Consider the following 17645-nt stretch of genomic DNA (forward strand, 5'->3'; position numbering starts at 1 on the left):
GCTTACAGGCTCGACGTCGCACGTCCCCCGAACAAGGACCCGATCATGCGCTACATCGCCTTGCTGCGTGCCATCAATGTCGGCGGAAGCTCGACGATCAAGATGGCCGAACTGCGCGCCCTCGGAGAAGACCTCGGCTTCTCCGGGGTCACGACCCTGCTCCAGAGCGGCAACCTGACCTTCGAGGCCCGCGAGGCGGCCCTGCCCGATCTTGAGCAGCGCTGGGAACAAGCCGTATTCGAGAAGTTCGGCGTGTCGACCACCTTCGTCATCCGTACCACGCCACAATGGCAGGCCATGATCGATGCCAATCCCTATCCGAGGGAAGCCGCGGACGACCCTGCCCACCTGTTGGCACTCCCCAGCAAGCATGACATCGACCCATCTGCCGTCGCTTCCCTGCGCGTGGCAATCCGGGAACGCGAGAGCGTCGCCGCCGGCGAGCGCTGTCTCTACGCCCATTACCCGGATGGCATCGGCCGTTCCAAGCTCACCACCAAGCTGATCGAGCGCCATCTCGGCACGCTGGTGACCGGCCGCAACTGGAACACGGTCTTGAAATTGGTGGCCTGACGCCACCAAGGGGGACCGCCCAAACCATTTCCACCCGCCCAACCGCCGGCGCGAGCGTCCCAGTCGCCATGACGTCGAGCAACGAGAGGTCCTATCCGGGATTGGCAATGGCGATCGCTGGCTTGCGCCGGGAGACCGACAGCATCGCGAGGGGAGCGAGCAGCCAAAGGCGGAGACAATAGATCCGCATGTCGCAGGCCCAGAGCGCGATACCGTCCTGCCCGCGCTCCGCGGTTTTGCTCGGCTGTTATTACACCAACATTGCCGCCTTCATGCGGATGCGAGGGCGGCCTTCTACCAGCCGAGTTCGCGCAGATAGGCAGCGCGGGCCGCGACCCCCGTATGCGTGAAATCGGTGAAAACGCCATCGATGCCCAGCCGGAAGAACTTCAGATATTCCAGGCTCGGATCGCCATGATAATCGGCAGCCAGGTATTTCTTCTCGTTCCGGAAGGTGAAGACATGCACAAACAGGCCGGCCTTGTGCGCATCGGTGACGAGGCTGGTCGCTTCCTGGGTCGAGGCCTCGGGCGTGGAGCCCTTATAGGGCGTGCCGTCGGCATTGCTGTCCTTCCAGGGCGAGATCTTGAGCGAGACGATCTGGGGCTTCCAGGGCCCGATGCCATCGGCATAGGTCTTGATCTCCGCCAGGCCCTCGGGGCTCAGCATCGCGTCGAACCAGCGCGCATCGCCCGAAACCGTCCAGTCGAAGGGGCGCGAATTGGTGATGTCGTCATAGAGCACCTTGCCGGTCTTCAGGTCGACACCATCCGCATCGATGAGCTGGACCTGCCGTGTCTGCAGACCGTGTTCGCGCATATATTTCAGGCTGCTCGGCTCGAAGCTCTGCACCAGGATAGGAGCCTCCCTGGTGTTGAGGCCATTGTCCTTGATGATCTTGATCAGGGCATCCTCGAGCGGACGGCTGCCCGGCGCACCGCAGCCATTGGCGATGGCCTGGGCATTGTTCCAGGTCGGGTTCTTGGTTTCCGGGTAGACGGCGATCGGGCGGCCGGTCTCCTTGCTCTTGGCCTTGGCGATGTCGATGATCTCCTGGAAGCTGAGCACCGGGAACTTGCCGTTGAACACCTTCGGCCGCTCATTGGCCGCGTCATAGGTGGTGCCGGCGATCCAGTTCTTCAGCTCGGCCATGGTGAAATCGGTGATCGACCAGTCATTGGTATGGTCCTCGCCATCGACGACCAGGGACTTCAGCACCGATTTGGGATTGGCCGGATCGGTCAGGTCGGTGAGATATTCGGCAGGCCCGCTGGTCGGCGTCTGGGCCCATTTCACCTTGACCATGACGCCGGGTACCGTGCGCTTGCGCGCTGCGACGTCGGCATTGGTCTTGGCCACCTCGGCGACGTTGGTGTTGTCGCTCAGCCAGGGATTGTGGCGTGCCACCAGCACGCAATCCTTGGTCAGGTGCAGATCCTCTTCGAGCGCATCCGTTCCGAGGGCGGCGGCGAGATCATACGAAGCCTCCGTCTCCTCAGGCACCAGACCCGGCACGCCACGATGCCCGATCACCAGCGGCGGCTTGCCGTCGAGGGTGTGGAAGGGCCTGGCGCCGGCCGGTGCGGCATCGGATTGGGCAAGAACCGCCGACGGGGCTGCAAGCCCCAGGGCGGCAGCACCAAGCAAAGCCACACCGACGCGTAGATTCCATCGCGCGCAACCATATCTCATGACCGGATCTCCAACCCTTCGCTCGCTTGATCTGTGAATGCCCACCCCCGGTCTTCTTGTCCCAGTTTTCTGACAATGGCATGACCTGGGGACAGATCCTCGCCTCCGGCTACGCTTCCTTCTCGAAGCACGTGTTTTGAGCCAGGCAGAGGAGCCGGCCAGGCGGTCAGCCGACCCCGCGTTCAGGCGATCAAAAAAGTATCACCACACCCCGTGAAACGTGGTGGCACGTAGTTTCCCCAACGGGTTAGCTTCCTGTCACTGGAGAGCCGACGGCTCGAGAGCAAACGGCCAGGCCAAGAACACCACGCAAGGCCGGCCGCGTTTTGGGGGAGACGGTCATGCCCAGGGGTCCGAACGCAGCCCGGCAGAGGCGCTGCGAGCATCATCGCCGATCCATTTCAGTGCGGCCCGAAGCGTTACTTTCCTCCATGGAAAGCGAGCCGGCACGCCACGCCAGCCGGCTTCTTCCCATTGGCAGCGCCCCAGCGACACGAAGTGCCTGACGGGCCGATCAAAAAATAGCAGCGCCTTGGCACCTTGCGGCCAGCCAATGCGTTGTACCGCCAAGCTCCATCCCGGAACGCGGCGGATGCAAGACCGATCCCGGCCGCGCAACGTCACCATCGATCATTCGCACAATCATAATATCCAAGGGAGAAAGCCCGAATGAAACTCACATCCTTGAAGTCCACCGGCGCGGCCGTCCTGGCCTTGTCCCTGCTTGGCAGCGCATCGGCACTGGCCCAGGATGCGGCGGTCAAGGACGCAACCGTGGCGTTCCTCATGCCCGACCAGGGTTCGACCCGCTATGAAGAGCATGATCATCCCGGCTTCGTCGCCCAGATGAAGAAGCTGTGCGAGAGCTGCAAGGTGCTCTACCAGAACGCCGATGCCTCGATCTCCAAGCAGCAGCAGCAATTCAACTCGGTCATCACCCAGGGCGCCAAGGTTATCGTGCTCGATCCGGTCGACTCGGCCGCGGCGGCTTCCATGGTCAAGCAGGCGCAAGGCCAGGGCATCAAGGTCATCGCCTATGACCGTCCCATTCCCGACGCCAAGGCCGATTTCTACGTCTCCTTCGACAACAAGGCGATCGGCAAGGCCATTGCCGAGTCCCTGGTCGAGCATCTGAAGGCGACCAAGGCACCGACCGAGGACACGGGCGTGCTGCAGATCAACGGCTCGCCGACCGACGCGGCCGCCCGGCTGATCCGGGACGGCATCCATGAGGGCCTCAAGGACAGCGGCTACAAGACCCTGGCCGAGTTCGACACGCCCAACTGGCTGCCGTCCAACGCCCAGCAATGGGCCAGCGGCCAGATCTCGCGCTTCAGCAAGAAGATCGTCGGCGTGGTCGCCGCCAATGACGGCACCGGCGGCGGCGCGATCGCGGCCTTCAAGGCCGCCGGCGTCGACCCCGTGCCGCCCGTCACCGGCAATGACGCCACCCTCGCCGCCCTGCAGCTGATCATCGCCGGCGACCAGTACAACACCATCTCCAAGCCGAGCGAGATCGTCGCCGCAGCCGCCGCCGACGTCGCCGTCGAGCTCCTCGCCGGCAAGACGCCCAAGGCCGAAGCCACCCTGTTCGACACCCCCTCCAAGCTGTTCGTGCCGGCCATCGTGACCTCCAAGAACCTGAAGGCGGAGATCATCGACAAGAAGATCGCCACGGCCGACCAGCTCTGCGGCGGCCGCTATGCCGAAGGCTGCAAGAAGCTCGGCATCACCCAGTAAGCCGATGACGGGTCCCCCGGCCGCCTTCGCGCGGCCTGGGGATCACGGCTGCCACGGACTTGTTGTCGACTGTAGACTTCATACGATGCCGCGCGGCACCACACCATGACAGCCGGCCTCGGGCTTGAGGCATTGCCACACCCTTCCTGCAGCCAGGCATTCCCGATCCATCTATGAAAGGACTCCGGTATGACTGACCTTTCTTCCGGTTCCACATCGGCCAATGCGCCCACGGGCGAGCTCATCTTGAGCCTGCGCAACGTCTCCAAGCATTTCGGTGCCGTATCCGCCCTGACCGATATCGAGCTCGACGTGCATGCTGGCGAGGTCGTGGCGCTGGTCGGCGACAACGGTGCCGGCAAGTCGACCCTGGTCAAGGTGCTGGCCGGCGTCCACCAGCCCAGCTCCGGCACCATCACCTTCCACGGCAAGCCGGTAACGCTCGCAACGCCGAGCGACGCCCTCAATCTCGGCATCGCCACCGTGTTCCAGGATCTTGCTCTGTGCGAGAACCTCGACTCGGTCGCCAACATCTTCCTCGGCCGCGAACTCGAGCCCTACCGGCTCGATGAGGTCTCGATGGAGATCAAGGCCTGGAAGCTGCTCAACGAATTGTCGGCCCGCATTCCCAGCGTGCGCGAACCCATCGCCTCCCTGTCGGGCGGCCAGCGCCAGACCGTCGCCATCGCCCGTTCGCTGCTGCTCGACCCCAAGATCATCCTGCTCGACGAGCCGACGGCGGCCCTCGGCGTCGCCCAGACAGCCGAGGTACTCGATCTCATCGAGCGCGTACGCGACCGGGGCCTCGGCGTGGTGATGATCAGCCACAACATGGACGACGTACGTGCCGTGGCCGACCGCATCGTGGTGCTCCGGCTCGGACGCAACAATGGGGTGTTCTACCCCCAAGATTCCCATCAGGACCTCATCAGCGCCATTACCGGAGCCGCCGAAAACTCGGTGTCCCGCCGCGCGACGCGACGCCAGGCACAGGCCGACCAGAGCCAGGAGAGCCAGCCATGACCAGCAATATCGAGCAAGGTCGCTCAGATTCGAGCGCCTCCAAGACGCCGCTCGACCGCGCCGATGTGCGGGTGAAGCATGACGACAGCATCGGCGGCGCCATCAGCGCCTTCCTGGAGCGCATAAGGTCGGGCGATCTCGGCTTCCTGCCGGTGATCGTCGGCCTCATCCTGATCTGCATCGTGTTCCAGAGCCTGAGCCCGGTCTTCCTCTCGGCCAACAATCTGGTCAATCTGCTGTTCGACTGCTCGACGGTCGGCGTGATCGCCCTCGGTATCGTCTGCATCCTGATGCTGGGCGAGATCGACCTCTCCGTCGGCTCGGTGAGCGGCCTGTCCTCGGCCCTGCTCGGCGTGCTCTGGGTCAATCTGAACTGGCCGGTGGTGCTGGCCATTCCCGCCGCGATCCTGGCGGGCATGGCCATCGGCGCCGTCTACGCCTTCCTGTTCAACCGTTTCGGCATGCCGAGCTTCGTCGCCACCCTGGCGGGCCTGCTGGCCGTGCTCGGCCTGCAGCTCTATCTGCTCGGCTCGACCGGCTCCATCAACCTGCCCTACGGCTCGGAGGTGGTGAATTTCGGCCAGACCATGACGATGCCCCACGCGCTCGCCTATGCGCTGGCCGCCATCGCGGGCGTGGTGATCTTCTATGCCGATTTCCGTACCGCATCGCGCCGCCGCGAGGCTGGGCTCTCCGCCCGCCCCCTCGCCTTCATCCTGCTGCGCGCCGCCGCGATCACCATCGCGCTCGAACTGGTGGTGTTCTATCTCAACCAGGACCGCGGCGTGCCGTGGATGTTCACCCTGTTCGTCGTCCTGGTCGTGGTGATGAACTACGCGCTGACCCGCACCAAATGGGGCCGCTCGATGAACGCCGTCGGCGGCAATCGCGAGGCAGCACGGCGCGCCGGCATCAATGTGCGCTTCATCTATGCCTCCGCCTTCGTGACCTGCGCCGGCCTGGCGGCGACCGGCGGCATCCTGGCCGCGGCACGCCTGGCGTCCGCCAGCCAGCAGGCCGGCACCGGCGAGGTGAACCTCAATGCCATCGCCTCGGCGGTCATCGGCGGCACCAGCCTGTTCGGCGGTCGCGGGAGCGCCTATTCGGCCCTGCTCGGCATCATCGTGATCCAGGCGATTTCGAGCGGGCTGACGCTGCTCGATCTGTCCTCGTCGCTGCGCTACATGATCACCGGCGCCGTGCTCGCCATCGCCGTGATCGTCGACTCCCTGGCCCGCAGGTCCCGCGTTTCCCACGGCCGCGCCTGACCTTGTCCCGAGCCGGTAAGTCGTTGTCGATCAAGAGCTTGCCGGCTCGTTTTCCCAAGATACTCAAAATTGTAGCGGGAGGCTTCCGCCCTCGCGGAAACCGATGCAGGAGATGCCAATCATGGAACAGGACCTCAATAGCCAGAACGTTTCGGGCCAGGACTTCACCGGCAAGGTCGCGGCCATCACCGGCGCCGCTTCAGGCATCGGCCTGGAATGCGCCAAGGCCCTGCTGGCGGCCGGCGCCCGCGTCGTCTTCATCGATCGCGCCGAGGATACCCTCAGAACGATCTGCACGGAACTCGGACCGAACGCCATTCCGGTGGTCACCAACCTGCTCGATCCAGCCAGCGTATCGCGCATGATGCCCGAGATTCTCGACAAGGCCGGCCAGCTCGACATCTTCCACGCCAATGCCGGTTCCTATATCGGCGGCGAGGTGGTCGAGGGCGATCCCGACGCCTGGGACCGCATGCTCAATCTCAACATCAACGCCGCCTTCCGCACGGTGCGCGAAGTGCTGCCGCATATGGTTGAGCGCAAGACCGGCGACATCATCGTCACCTCTTCGGTGGCGGGCATGATCCCGGTGGTGTGGGAGCCTGTTTACACCGCTTCCAAGCATGCGGTGCAAGCCTTCGTCCATACGGTCCGGCGCCAGGTTGCCAAGCACGGCATCCGCGTCGGCGCCGTACAGCCCGGCCCCGTGGTCACCGCCCTGATCAGCGACTGGCCCAAGGCCAAGCTCGACGCGGCCTTGGCGGCGGGCGATCTCATGCAGCCGACGGAAGTGGCCGCTGCGGTGATGTTCATGCTCAGCCGCCCCCGCAACGTCACCATCCGCGACCTGGTGATCCTGCCCCAGGCCAACGATCTATGAATGATCGCCGGGAATGGGCGCTGCTTCCTGAACCGTAGCGTAGCCCCTCACCCTTACCCTCTCCCCGTAAGAACGGGGCGAGGGGGCTTCGACGTCGAGTTTCATTCCGAAAGCCTGTTATCTCGCCCGACAGTCGGGCGAGATTAAAACTCCAAAAACTAATCGCAACGCTTGTGCCTCCTCGCCCCGTTCTTACGGGGAGAGGTAAGGTGAGGGGCAGCACCACTCTCGAGCAGAGCATGTGTCTCGCCCAGGCCCGATACTCCCCTGATAACGATCAAGCCTGCCGGCGCACCATATCGAGGAACTTCGACAGGCTGGGGCTCGGCTCGTCCGCGCGGCGCGCGAGGTAGAGCGGCGCCGTCAGCCCCGTCGTGCCGTCGAGGCGTCGATAGACGATGCCGTTCGTCTCCAGCTTCGCCATGGAAGCCGGCACGATCGAAATGCCGAGGCCGGCCGAGACCAGGCTCAGCGTCGAAACCATCCTCGGCGTTTCCTGCCCGACCATCGGGCTGAACCCCGCGGCGCGGCAGGCCGCGATGATGTCGTCATAGAGGCCCGGACCGGAGGGCCGGCGATTGAGAACGAAAGTCTCGTTTGCAAGAGCGCTGAGTGACAGGCGTTGCCGGCGCAAGGAAGCGGCGGCAAGCGGATGATGGTCCGGCAGGGCGACCAGCATCTCCTCGACATGGAGAGGCTCCACGATGAGCCCGTCGGGCCTGGCAGCCGGGGCGCGGACAAAGGCCGCATCCAGGCGATCGGCGCGCAGCAATTCGATGAGATCGCCGGTGCTGCCTTCTTCCAGCGATAGAGCAATGCCGGGTGCGGCCTCGCGTAGCCCGCGCATGACGGCGGAGACCAGCGGATGGAAGGCTGCCGAGGTCGTATAGCCGACCGCAAGCCTGCCCTGTTCACCGCGCGCCGCCCTCTTGGTTGCCTCCAGCGCCGCATCGACATCCTGCAGGACGAGGCGGGCCCGCTCCACCAGCACCCGTCCCGGCTCGGTCAATCGGACACCGCGGGGCAAGCGCTGGAACAGGGGCGCGCCGACGGCGCGCTCCAGCGCGCGGATCTGCTGGCTGAGCGGTGGCTGCTGGATGCCGAGGCGCTCGGCCGCCCGTGTCACATGGCCCTCATCGGCGACGGTGACAGCATAGCGCAGATGACGTAGTTCGATCATGTCATATTCTTTGGATATGGATATTACCTCTATCATATATTGGACATGATGGATCGGGAAGCCTAGCTTTCGCGCAAATTTTCCAGGCAAGGCCCGACATATGGATGCTGCAACCCCATCCCTCCCAGTGGAGAGGAGATCCCCCGACATCGCCGACCTGTTCGGCGGCTTCCTCACTTTGGGCCTGATCGGCTTTGGCGGCGTGCTGCCGCTGGCGCGCCGCATGATCGTGGAAGAGCGCGGCTGGCTGAATGCCCAGGAATTCGCCGATCTCCTCGGCCTGTGCCAGTTCCTGCCGGGCGGCAACATCATCAACATGTCGGTGGCCATCGGCTTGCGCTTCCGCGGCGTGGCCGGTGCCTGCGCGGCCCTTCTCGGCCTGATCGCCGCTCCGACCGCGATCGTCATCGGGCTTGGCGTGCTCTATGACCGCTTCCATGCCGACCCGCATGTCCACCGCCTCTTTGCCGGGCTTTCGGCGGCTGCGGCGGGGCTGCTCATCTCGATGGCAATCAAGGTCGCCCGTCCGCTCCGGCGTGATCTCGCCGGAATCCTGGTCGCGTGCGCTTGCTTCCTGGCGATCGCCGTGCTGCGCCTGCCTTTGCTGGCGACCATGCTGGTCCTGGCACCTCTCGGCATTTTCCTGGCCTGGAGGAAGGCATGATGGCATCCCCCCTGCTGACCCTCGCCTTGATCTTCACCGAGCTTTCTCTGCTCGCCTTCGGCGGCGGCAATACCATCCTGCCCGAAATGCACCGGCAGGTGGTCGATATCCAGCACTGGATGTCGGCGCAGCAATTCAGTGCGATGTTTGCCCTGGCGCAGGCCGCCCCCGGCCCGAACATGATGATCGTGCCGCTCGTCGGCTGGCACGTCGCGGGATTGCCGGGCGTTCTGGTGACCTCGCTCGCCAAGTTCGGCCCCTCCTCCCTGATCACCGGTGTCGCCCTCCGGCTTTGGGACCGCTTCCGCGATCGGCCCTGGCGGCAGAAGGTACAGGCGGGCCTGCTGCCGATGACGGTCGGGCTGGTCACGGCGAGCGCCGCCGTGATCGCCGAAGCCTCCGCCGAAACCTGGCTGCTGGCGGGTATCATCGCCGTCTCGGCCTTTCTCACCGCGACGACCCGCATCCATCCGTTACTGGTGCTGGCGGGTGGCGCCGCGATCGGATTGAGCGGGCTCACCCAGTTCTGAGGCGAGGACCAGGAGGAGGCTTTTGGCCATGACGACATCGGCGTCCGATCCGCTCGACGCCCTGCTGCGCGATCTCCTGGCCTGGCTGTCGTGCGGCGACCGCCCCTATGCCGAGGTCATGGAAGCGTGGCGGACATCATGCCCGCGCCTGCCGGTTTGGGAAGAAGCCAATGAGCGCGGCTTCGTTTCCCGCAACCGGATCGACGGCGAGGCGATGGTGGGCCTGACCGAGACGGGTCGCCGTTTCCTGGCACCGGCAAGCAGCCTCGAAAACCACGGCTGACGAGAGCTATTAGCCCAACGCCACGCCCCTGCCCGCCAGCAAGGCCAATAGCCAGCCCTCGCCCAGAAATACTTCGGCCTGGAAACCGGCCTGCCTTGCGCCTTCGACATTGGCGGGCAGGTCGTCGAAAAAGATGCAGCTGCCAGGATCGATGCCGGCCTTCTCGGCCACCACCTGGAAGGAACGCAGCGAGGGCTTCTCATACCCGATCTCATGGCTGAGATAGGGCTCGAAATCAGCCAGCACGCCGCCCGATGCCTTCCGGACGAAATCCCAATGTTCCTGGTTGGTGTTCGAGAAGATCATCACGCGGTTGCGCCCGGCCAAGCGCTGCAGAACAGCGAGCATCGAGGCATCGACGTCGAGATGGCAGCTCCAATCCTCGATGAACACGTCCCATGATGCGTCATAACCGGCCGTCTCCGCCAGCTGTGCATGAAACAGGCGGATCGGCGTGCCCGTGCCCCAGCGCGATTGCCGGAACAGCGCGGCGACATCCTCGGGCCGCCAATCGGGCCGGCAGCGCGAGGCCAGGCGCGTAAACAACACGGCATTGTCATGGGCGACCACGACGCCGCCGAGATCGAAGACGAGCGCCTGGAACGGTGAAGACGACATGATGCCTCCTGCTTTCGACCCGGATCCGCTGCAAGGGCTAGAAGGGCATTGCGGCGCCGATAGGTTCAACGGCGCCGCCCAATCATCTTCGCTCAAAGTATACAGTCGATTGCTTCATTTCCCTTTCAGGACAACGGCGGGTGAAGACGCGACCTCCCGCTCAGCCTTGCCCACCGACTGTGCCTGTCTCGATCCGAAAATCAGGAAGCTGAGAACGGCTAGCACGATCACGCCGATACCCCCATAGAGCATCACCAGCCCAAAGCCGTCGACCAGCGCGGCGTGAACGAGAGAGCCGGAAGGATCCGCCCCGGCGAGTTTGGGCACGTCCTGGGTCAGGCTAGCGAGATTGCCGGCGGCGACCTTCTCCGCCAGCGTCCGCAATTCCTCGGGTCCCAGCGCCGCCCCAAGGCTCGCCTGCAGCGAGGCCCGGATGCCTTCGACCAGGACGAGACCCATCACCGCAATATTGATGGCCAGGGTGATCAGGCGGGCACTGATATCGATGCCGGAGGCCATGCCGGCCCTGTCCGGTGACACCGAGGCGGTGGTGGTGTTGGTGGTGGGCGTCGAGGTGATGCCGATGCCGAGGCCGGCGATCAGGAGGCCCGGCAGCAGGGTCAGCCAATTGGCGCCCTCGATGCCGGCGCCGATCTTCATGGCGATGAAGCCGAGGCCGATGGTCAACAGGCCGAGCGGAATGGCGATCCGGGCCTGATAACGCCGGCGCAGGGCCTCGCCGAGCGGTGGACCGACCATGAAGGGCAATGTGTAGGCCAGGAGCAGCAGACCGGCCTGGGTGGCGTCATAGCCAAGACCGCTCGAGACATAGATCGGCAGATAGATGATGAAGGGCCAATAGCTGAAATTCATGCCGATGCAGCCCATGATCGCGCCTGAGAACTGGCGGATGCGAAACACCGAGAAGTCGAACATCGGATGCGGGCTGACCTTTTCGGCCGCCAGAAAGGCAACGAAAGCGACGATCGCCACTGCGGCGACGCCCCAGCGCATGGCCGGACCCAGGTCGGCTCCCTGGGTGATCAGATAGGAGAAACCGAATACCGCCAGGGACAGCGTGACGATACCGGCCAGATCGATGCGCTTGGCCTGAGGATCTCGCGATTCCCGGACGCCGACCGCGATGAGGAGCAGAGCCACACCGGCTAGCGGGACATGGATGAGGAACACCCACTGCCAGTTTGAAAGCGAGACGATCAGACCACCGATCAGCGGGCCGAAGCCAAGGCCGACACCCGAGACGATGCCCCAGGCCGTGAAGGCCCGGCCGCGCTCGGCGCCCTCCTGGAACTGGTGCGAGAGCACCGCTACCGTGCACAGCAACATGGCGCCACCGGCCAGGCCCTGCAGGAAGCGAGCGATGATCAGCACCAGCGAATCCTGGGCGAGGCCGCAGATCAGCGAGGCCAAGGCGAAGGCAATGGTGGTGATGATCATCACCCGTTTGCGGCCAAAACGATCGGCCAGGGTGCCGGTCGCCATCAAGACCGTGGTGCATGCAATGGTATAGGCGTTCATGATCCACTGCAGATCCTTGAAATCGGCCTTGAGCGCGGTTTCGAGGGTCGGCAGGATCACCGGCACGCTGGAAATCTCCAGCCCGAACAAGAGAGAAGCGAGACATACGCCCGCCAATGCGACAGCATTGCGCCCTGTCTGAAAAGTCATGATCGAACAACCTGGTCCGGGGCCGGCGGCGATGGCCGCGCACTCCTCCCCGGCTCTTGAAAAAGAAGGTTGTCCTCACATAGAAGAAGGCCGATCATATAAAAAGACGATCATCATCTATTTCAGAAATGACAAAATGGTATTGATGCGATGACGACGCTGGATGTCGATGCGGTCAAGGCCTTCGTGATGGTGGCCGACCTGCAGAGTTTCACCCGGGCCGCCGAGGCCCTGGCCAGCACGCAGGCGACGATCAGCGTCAAGTTGCGGCGGCTGGAAGAAAAGCTCGGTGCGAGGCTGATCGAGCGCACGCCGCGGCGGGTGCGCCTGTCACCGCGCGGCGCTGCCTTCCTGCCCGCCGCACGCGATTTCATCGCCGCCCATGAACGGGCGATCGCCGAGTTCGCTTCGGCGCCCTGCCGGCTCTCGCTCGGCTTCGTCGATCATGTCGCCGGCCCCGAACTGCCTGCCCTGTTGGCGCAGCTCAACGCCCACGATCCGACGCTCACCTTGAAGGTGAAGATCGACACCACCACCATGCTGATGGCCGCGCTCGACGAAGGCGGACTCGACGCCGTCATCGTCCACAATGAGGACGATCGCAGGCCGGGTGCGCCGCTGTCGGCGACCCATTACGGCTGGTACGCTGCCCCGCATTTCGAATGGTGCAGGGAAAAGCCCCTGCCGCTCGCCATGCTGAGCATGTGCGAAACCTGCCCCGATCGCCTGCGCTCCACGGAAGCTCTCGAACGGGCGGGCCTGGCCTGGAGCGAGACCTTCGTCGGCGGCGGTGGCTCGGCCCTCAACCTTGCCGTTTCGGCCGGCGTCGCGGTTGCGGCCCTTGCCCACCGCGTCGCCCCGCCCGGCGTGGTCGAAGTCAGCGCCAAGCTCGGCCTGCCTCCCTTGCCGCCATCGCAAATCATCCTGCATTGCAACACTATGTCGCCGCGGGCGCGGGACGCCCTGCGCATCCTCACCACCGCCTTCCGGGAACACCGGACGACTTGAGGCGCCGAGCGAGCATCATTCTTCCTCGTGCAGGCTGGAAAGCGGCAGCCCCTCGAAGCGCTTCAGCGTGTCCAGGACGATCGAGGTCTTCACGTGCTGCACGGAATCATGCGGCAGCAAGACTTCGTTGACGAAACGCGACAGGCCGGCAAGCCCGCGTGTCGCTACCTTGAGGTGGTAATCCATCTCGCCGGTCAGGGCATAGGCCTCGAGCACTTCGGGCAGGTCGTTGACAAGCTGGGCGAATTTACGGGCATTGTCGCGGTTATGGGTGGCGAGCGTCACGGAGATCACCACCAGGAGGTCGAGCCCGACCTTGTGCGGATCGAGGCTGGCCTGGTAGCCGCAGATCACTCCCATCACCTCCAGGCGGGAACGCCGGCGCGAGCATTGCGAAGCCGATAGCGCAATCTTCTCCGACAGCTCGATATTGGTCAGGCGGCCGTCACGCTGCAGCTCCCGCAGGATTCGGAGATCGTAGGCGTCGAGATCGATCATTGCATCAATCCGGGATTTCATGCACGCTTCGTGCATAGTTTTTGCCGAACACGCGAAAGATGCAAGCACATTGCATGCGCAGGGTGGCACAATTCCTCTCAAAGTGAAGGCGCGTCATCGCCCCTTCGCAACCAGGAGGAAATTATGGGGCCTTTCCCGCATGATGCGCCGCCGGCGGCGATCACTCCCGACAATCCCGCCGGAACGGACGGGTTCGAATTCGTCGAATTCGCCCATCCCGACCCCGCCAAGCTCCAGGCGCTGTTCACCAGCATGGGCTATGTGCCGGTTGCCACCCACAAGACCAAGGACATCACGGTCTGGCGCCAGGGCGACATCAACTACATCGTCAATGCCGAGCCCGGCAGCCACGCCATGCGCTTCGTCGAAACCCATGGCCCCTGCGCCCCTTCCATGGCCTGGCGCGTGGTCGACGCCAAGCATGCCTTTGAGCATGCGGTGGCCCGAGGCGCCACGCCCTATGAAGGCAATGATAAGACGCTGGACGTGCCGGCCATCGTCGGCATAGGCGGTTCCCTGCTCTATTTCATCGACGCCTATGGCGAAAAAGGTTCGGCCTATACCCAGGAATTCGACTGGCTGGGCGAGCCTGATCCAAAGCCGGCCGGTGTCGGCTTCTACTATCTCGACCACCTTACCCACAACGTCTATCGCGGCAACATGGACAAATGGTGGGCCTTCTACCGCGAGCTTTTCGGCTTCAAACAGATCCACTTCTTCAACATCGACGGCCGCATCACCGGCCTCGTCAGCCGCGCCATCACCTCGCCCTGCGGCAAGATCCGCATCCCACTCAACGAGTCCAAGGACGACACCAGCCAAATCGAGGAATTCCTGAAGAAATATCATGGCGAAGGCATCCAGCACATCGCCGTCGGCACCGAGGGGATCTACGACTCGGTCGACAAATTGGCTGCTAATGGCTTGAAATTCATGCCGGGCCCGCCCGACACCTATTACGAGCGCTCCCATGCCAGGGTGAACGGCCATGACGAGCCGATCGGGCGCATGAAAAAGCACGGCATCCTGATCGACGGCGAAGGCGTGCGCGATGGTGGCATGACCAAGATCCTGCTGCAGATCTTCTCCAAGACGGTGATCGGCCCGATCTTCTTCGAATTCATCCAGCGCAAGGGCGACGAGGGATTCGGCGAGGGCAATTTCCGCGCCTTGTTCGAGTCGATCGAAGAGGACCAGATCCGGCGCGGCGCCCTGGCTGCCGAGTAGCCACCTTCAGAAACATGAAGAAGAAGCCGACGCCATCGCGGCGTCGGCATTGTTGTCTACACTGTCAGCCCGCAACGGCGGCGAGGCCTGCCTCGGCCTCGGATTCGAAGCGATCGCCAACCGCAAGGCCGTGCGATTTTGCAAAGCTGGCCGCCGATTGCTTCTGCCCGGCATCGTTGCGGACGGTGGCAATCTCGATCACCCCGCCCTGCACCGCGATTACGACGCCCTGCTCGCCGATGGCAGCGATTTCTCCCGGCTTTCCAGCGACATCGCCGAAGCGACGCACCGGCCGCAGGACGCTGCCGAACAGGCGGACCTTCCTGCCCTGCACCATCGTCCAGGAGCCAGGAGCCGGATCGCAGCCTCGGATCAGATTGTGGATGGCCTCGGCATGCGCATTCCAGTTGATCCTGGCCTCGGCCTCGCGGCACCAGCCTTCATAGGAGGCGAGGTCCTCGTCCTGGACATGCTCGGAGTGATGTCCGGCCACCACCAGATCCGCGGCCTCGAGCATGGCCTCGACGCCGAGCGGGAACAGATGATCGAAATAGATGCTGCCGAGTGTGTCGTTCGGGCCGATCGCGACGGTCTTCTGCAGGATCACCGGCCCCTCGTCGAGACCGTCCGTCGGCCGGAAGATGGTGAGGCCCGTCTGCCTGTCCCCCTTGATGATCGGCCAGTTGATCGAACTCGGGCCGCGATAGAGCGGCAGCAGGGACGGATGGTACTGGATCGTGCCGTGCCTGGGGATGTTGACGAAGGACTGCGGTGCAAATTGCAGCACATAGGCCATGACGGCGAGATCGACATCGAGAGCGCGCAAGGCGCCTTCGGCCGCCGGGCTCTTGAGATTGGGCAGTTGGAACAGCTTGAGTCCCCGTTCCTCGGCCGCGAGGCGGAGAGGATCGGGCCGCGCGCCGGGCTTTTCGGGAGCACAGAAGACGGCCGCCACCTCGTCGCCGCGGGCCAGAAAGGCTTCCAGCACGCTCTTGCCGAACGCTTGCTGGCCAATGATTGCGATACGCATGATTTCTCCATGAATTCAGGCAAAGAAGGTCCATCCCCGCTCGCGCGGGGTTGGAAAACGTTCCATGTCGTTGGGAAGGCCGGCGTCTCGTCAGGCGCCGGTGTTAATCCACACCGCCTTGGGCTCGGTGAAATTGTCGATGGCGGCATCGCCATGCTCGCGGCCGAAGCCTGAATCGCGGGCCCCGCCCCAGGGCAGGCGGATGTCGGTCGGGCCGTAGGTGTTGACCCAGACCGTGCCGGCCTTCAGTCGCCGGGTGAAGCGATGGGCCCGGCCGATATCGCCTGTCCACACACCCGCCGCCAGGCCGTAGACCGTGCCATTGGCCAGGCGGATCGCCTCTTCCTCATCCTTGAAGGGAATCACGGCCGCGACGGGCCCGAAGATCTCTTCCTGGGAGATGCGCATCTCGTGCCGGACGCCGGCAAACACCGTCGGTTCGACGAAATAGCCGGTCTTGCCATGCCTGGTACCGCCGGCGACGACCGAGGCCCCTTCCTTGCGGCCGATGTCGATATAGTTCAACACCCGCTTCATCTGTACCTCGGAGACCAGCGGGCCCATGCCCGTCGAAGCCTCCAAGGGATCGCCGACACGGATCGAGCGGGCGCGGGCCGCCAATCGCTCGACCATCTCATCATAGACGCTCTCATGCACCAGGATGCGCGAGCCGGCCGAGCAGACCTGCCCGGTGTTGAAGAAGATGCCGGCCCCCGCCGCCTTGGCGGCGGCATCGAAATCGGCATCCGGGAAGACGATGTTGGCCGACTTGCCGCCCAGTTCGAGCGTCACGCGCTTGAGATTGCCGATCGCCCCCTGCAGGATCTGGCGCCCGACCACCGGCGAGCCGGTGAAGGTGATCTTGTCGACATCCATGTGGTCGACGAGCGCCTGGCCGGCGATCTTGCCGAAACCCGGCACGACATTGAGCACGCCTGCAGGGAACCCTGCCTCTAGCGCCAGCTCGCCGATCTTCAGGGCGGTGAGCGGCGTCAGTTCGGCCGGCTTGAGTACCACGGTGCAGCCGCAGGCCAAAGCCGGCGCGATCTTCCACATGCCGATCATCAGCGGGAAGTTCCAGGGGATGATGGCACCGACCACGCCCAGCGGTTCGCGCATCGTATAGGTCAAGGCGTCGGTCCGGGCCGGTATGACCTGGCCGTTAATCTTGTCGGCCATGCCGGCATAATAGGTGAGCGTGTCGAGGACGGCGGGCAGATCCTGGCGGCGGATGGCGGAAACCGTCTTGCCGGAATCGAGGCTCTCCAGCCGTACCAGTTCGTCTTCGTCGCGGCGGATGAGATCGGCCAGCTTCAGCAGCAAGGCGCCTCTTTCGCTGGCCTTCATGCGCGACCAGCTGCCTTCGAACGCCGCACGGGCCGAGCGCACGGCGGCGTCGACATCGCCGGCATCCGCCTCCGCCACCCGGGCAACGACCTCACCGGTTGCTGGATTCAAGGTCTCGAAACTGCGACCGGAAGCCGCTGCGATGCGCCGGCCATCGATCAGAAGGTCATGAATGTCGCCATATACCCGTTTAAGCACGTCAGAGCTCCCATATATGTATTATAGTTCATATCTAGCGCTTTAAACGACGACGAGGATCGTCGGGTGCAAGATAGAAATGATGCTAGTTACCCAATAAAATCATGGGAATATGAAATCTTCTGCTTATAAGAGAGAGCGGAGTTATGAACGTATGATCCTATGTTGCAATCAAT

General features: G+C 64.0%; 18 protein-coding genes. 11 read left to right on the top strand and 7 right to left on the bottom strand.

The features are described from left to right. The first annotated feature begins 45 nt into the window (after positions 1-45). Positions 46-573, top strand: a complete 528-nt coding sequence (locus ABXS05_RS06225) for a DUF1697 domain-containing protein (RefSeq protein ID WP_367623277.1) — start codon at positions 46-48, stop codon at positions 571-573. Between the two features lie 294 nt (positions 574-867). Here ABXS05_RS06225 and ABXS05_RS06230 read toward each other — a convergent pair whose 3' ends face one another. Beyond that, entirely contained in the window at positions 868-2265 is a 1398-nt protein-coding gene (locus ABXS05_RS06230; protein ID WP_367623278.1) for a glycerophosphodiester phosphodiesterase family protein, read from the bottom strand. A gap of 669 nt (positions 2266-2934) precedes the next feature. Between ABXS05_RS06230 and ABXS05_RS06235 the strand changes: the two genes are divergently transcribed. The 4 genes from ABXS05_RS06235 to ABXS05_RS06250 all read left to right on the top strand — a co-directional run bounded on the left by ABXS05_RS06235 (position 2935) and on the right by ABXS05_RS06250 (position 7176). Further along, entirely contained in the window at positions 2935-4005 is a 1071-nt protein-coding gene (locus ABXS05_RS06235; RefSeq protein ID WP_311941888.1) for an ABC transporter substrate-binding protein, read from the top strand. Positions 4006-4194: 189 nt separating this feature from the next. After that, complete coding sequence (locus ABXS05_RS06240; protein WP_367623279.1) at positions 4195-5028, top strand: ATP-binding cassette domain-containing protein; 834 nt, start codon at positions 4195-4197, stop codon at positions 5026-5028. Next, positions 5025-6296 carry a sugar ABC transporter permease gene (locus ABXS05_RS06245; RefSeq protein ID WP_367623280.1) on the top strand — a complete coding sequence of 424 codons (1272 nt, stop codon included), beginning with the start codon at positions 5025-5027 and terminating at the stop codon, positions 6294-6296. The genes ABXS05_RS06240 and ABXS05_RS06245 overlap by 4 nt, the downstream gene beginning before the upstream one ends. 121 nt (positions 6297-6417) lie before the next feature. Then, entirely contained in the window at positions 6418-7176 is a 759-nt protein-coding gene (locus tag ABXS05_RS06250) for an SDR family oxidoreductase (RefSeq protein ID WP_367623281.1), read from the top strand. Between the two features lie 277 nt (positions 7177-7453). Here the strand turns inward: ABXS05_RS06250 and ABXS05_RS06255 are convergent, their stop codons facing one another. Beyond that, positions 7454-8356, bottom strand: coding sequence for a LysR family transcriptional regulator (locus tag ABXS05_RS06255; RefSeq protein ID WP_367623282.1), 903 nt, complete (start codon positions 8354-8356; stop codon positions 7454-7456). 100 nt (positions 8357-8456) lie between these two features. On the opposite strand from ABXS05_RS06255, the gene ABXS05_RS06260 reads away from it, so the two are divergent. Genes ABXS05_RS06260 through ABXS05_RS06270 form a run of 3 tightly spaced genes read left to right on the top strand, consistent with a single transcriptional unit; the run spans position 8457 to position 9833 of the window. Then, positions 8457-9020 (top strand): chromate transporter, encoded by a 564-nt coding sequence (locus tag ABXS05_RS06260; RefSeq protein WP_367623283.1) that lies wholly within the window; start codon positions 8457-8459, stop codon positions 9018-9020. Then, complete coding sequence (locus tag ABXS05_RS06265) at positions 9017-9550, top strand: chromate transporter (protein ID WP_311941904.1); 534 nt, start codon at positions 9017-9019, stop codon at positions 9548-9550. The genes ABXS05_RS06260 and ABXS05_RS06265 overlap by 4 nt, the downstream gene beginning before the upstream one ends. Before the next feature lie 28 nt (positions 9551-9578). Then, positions 9579-9833, top strand: a complete 255-nt coding sequence (locus tag ABXS05_RS06270; protein ID WP_367623284.1) for a hypothetical protein — start codon at positions 9579-9581, stop codon at positions 9831-9833. Positions 9834-9842: 9 nt separating this feature from the next. On the opposite strand, the gene ABXS05_RS06275 is transcribed toward ABXS05_RS06270, so the two are convergent. Both ABXS05_RS06275 and ABXS05_RS06280 read right to left on the bottom strand, forming a co-directional pair. Continuing rightward, entirely contained in the window at positions 9843-10451 is a 609-nt protein-coding gene (locus ABXS05_RS06275) for an HAD family hydrolase (protein ID WP_367623285.1), read from the bottom strand. A 114-nt stretch (positions 10452-10565) separates the two neighbouring features. Beyond that, positions 10566-12140 carry an MFS transporter gene (locus ABXS05_RS06280; protein WP_367623286.1) on the bottom strand — a complete coding sequence of 525 codons (1575 nt, stop codon included), beginning with the start codon at positions 12138-12140 and terminating at the stop codon, positions 10566-10568. On the opposite strand from ABXS05_RS06280, the gene ABXS05_RS06285 reads away from it, so the two are divergent. Beyond that, positions 12139-12294: a hypothetical protein gene (locus tag ABXS05_RS06285; protein WP_367623287.1), complete on the top strand. Its 156-nt coding sequence runs from the start codon at positions 12139-12141 to the stop codon at positions 12292-12294. The two genes, ABXS05_RS06280 and ABXS05_RS06285, sit on opposite strands and share 2 nt — an antisense overlap. After that, positions 12291-13148 carry a LysR family transcriptional regulator gene (locus tag ABXS05_RS06290; protein WP_367623288.1) on the top strand — a complete coding sequence of 286 codons (858 nt, stop codon included), beginning with the start codon at positions 12291-12293 and terminating at the stop codon, positions 13146-13148. Before ABXS05_RS06285 ends, ABXS05_RS06290 begins: the two co-directional genes overlap by 4 nt. Before the next feature lie 15 nt (positions 13149-13163). Here ABXS05_RS06290 and ABXS05_RS06295 read toward each other — a convergent pair whose 3' ends face one another. Further along, entirely contained in the window at positions 13164-13646 is a 483-nt protein-coding gene (locus tag ABXS05_RS06295; RefSeq protein ID WP_367623434.1) for an Lrp/AsnC family transcriptional regulator, read from the bottom strand. 144 nt (positions 13647-13790) lie between these two features. On the opposite strand from ABXS05_RS06295, the gene hppD reads away from it, so the two are divergent. Further along, positions 13791-14894 (top strand): 4-hydroxyphenylpyruvate dioxygenase, encoded by a 1104-nt coding sequence (gene hppD / locus ABXS05_RS06300; protein ID WP_311941927.1) that lies wholly within the window; start codon positions 13791-13793, stop codon positions 14892-14894. A 64-nt stretch (positions 14895-14958) separates the two neighbouring features. On the opposite strand, the gene ABXS05_RS06305 is transcribed toward hppD, so the two are convergent. Continuing rightward, positions 14959-15924 (bottom strand): methionyl-tRNA formyltransferase, encoded by a 966-nt coding sequence (locus tag ABXS05_RS06305; protein ID WP_367623289.1) that lies wholly within the window; start codon positions 15922-15924, stop codon positions 14959-14961. Between the two features lie 90 nt (positions 15925-16014). Continuing rightward, positions 16015-17469 carry an aldehyde dehydrogenase family protein gene (locus tag ABXS05_RS06310; protein WP_367623290.1) on the bottom strand — a complete coding sequence of 485 codons (1455 nt, stop codon included), beginning with the start codon at positions 17467-17469 and terminating at the stop codon, positions 16015-16017. Positions 17470-17645: the final 176 nt, after the last annotated feature.

The sequence above is a fragment of the Labrys neptuniae genome (genome assembly GCF_040797145.1).
GTDB lineage: Bacteria > Pseudomonadota > Alphaproteobacteria > Rhizobiales > Labraceae > Labrys > Labrys neptuniae.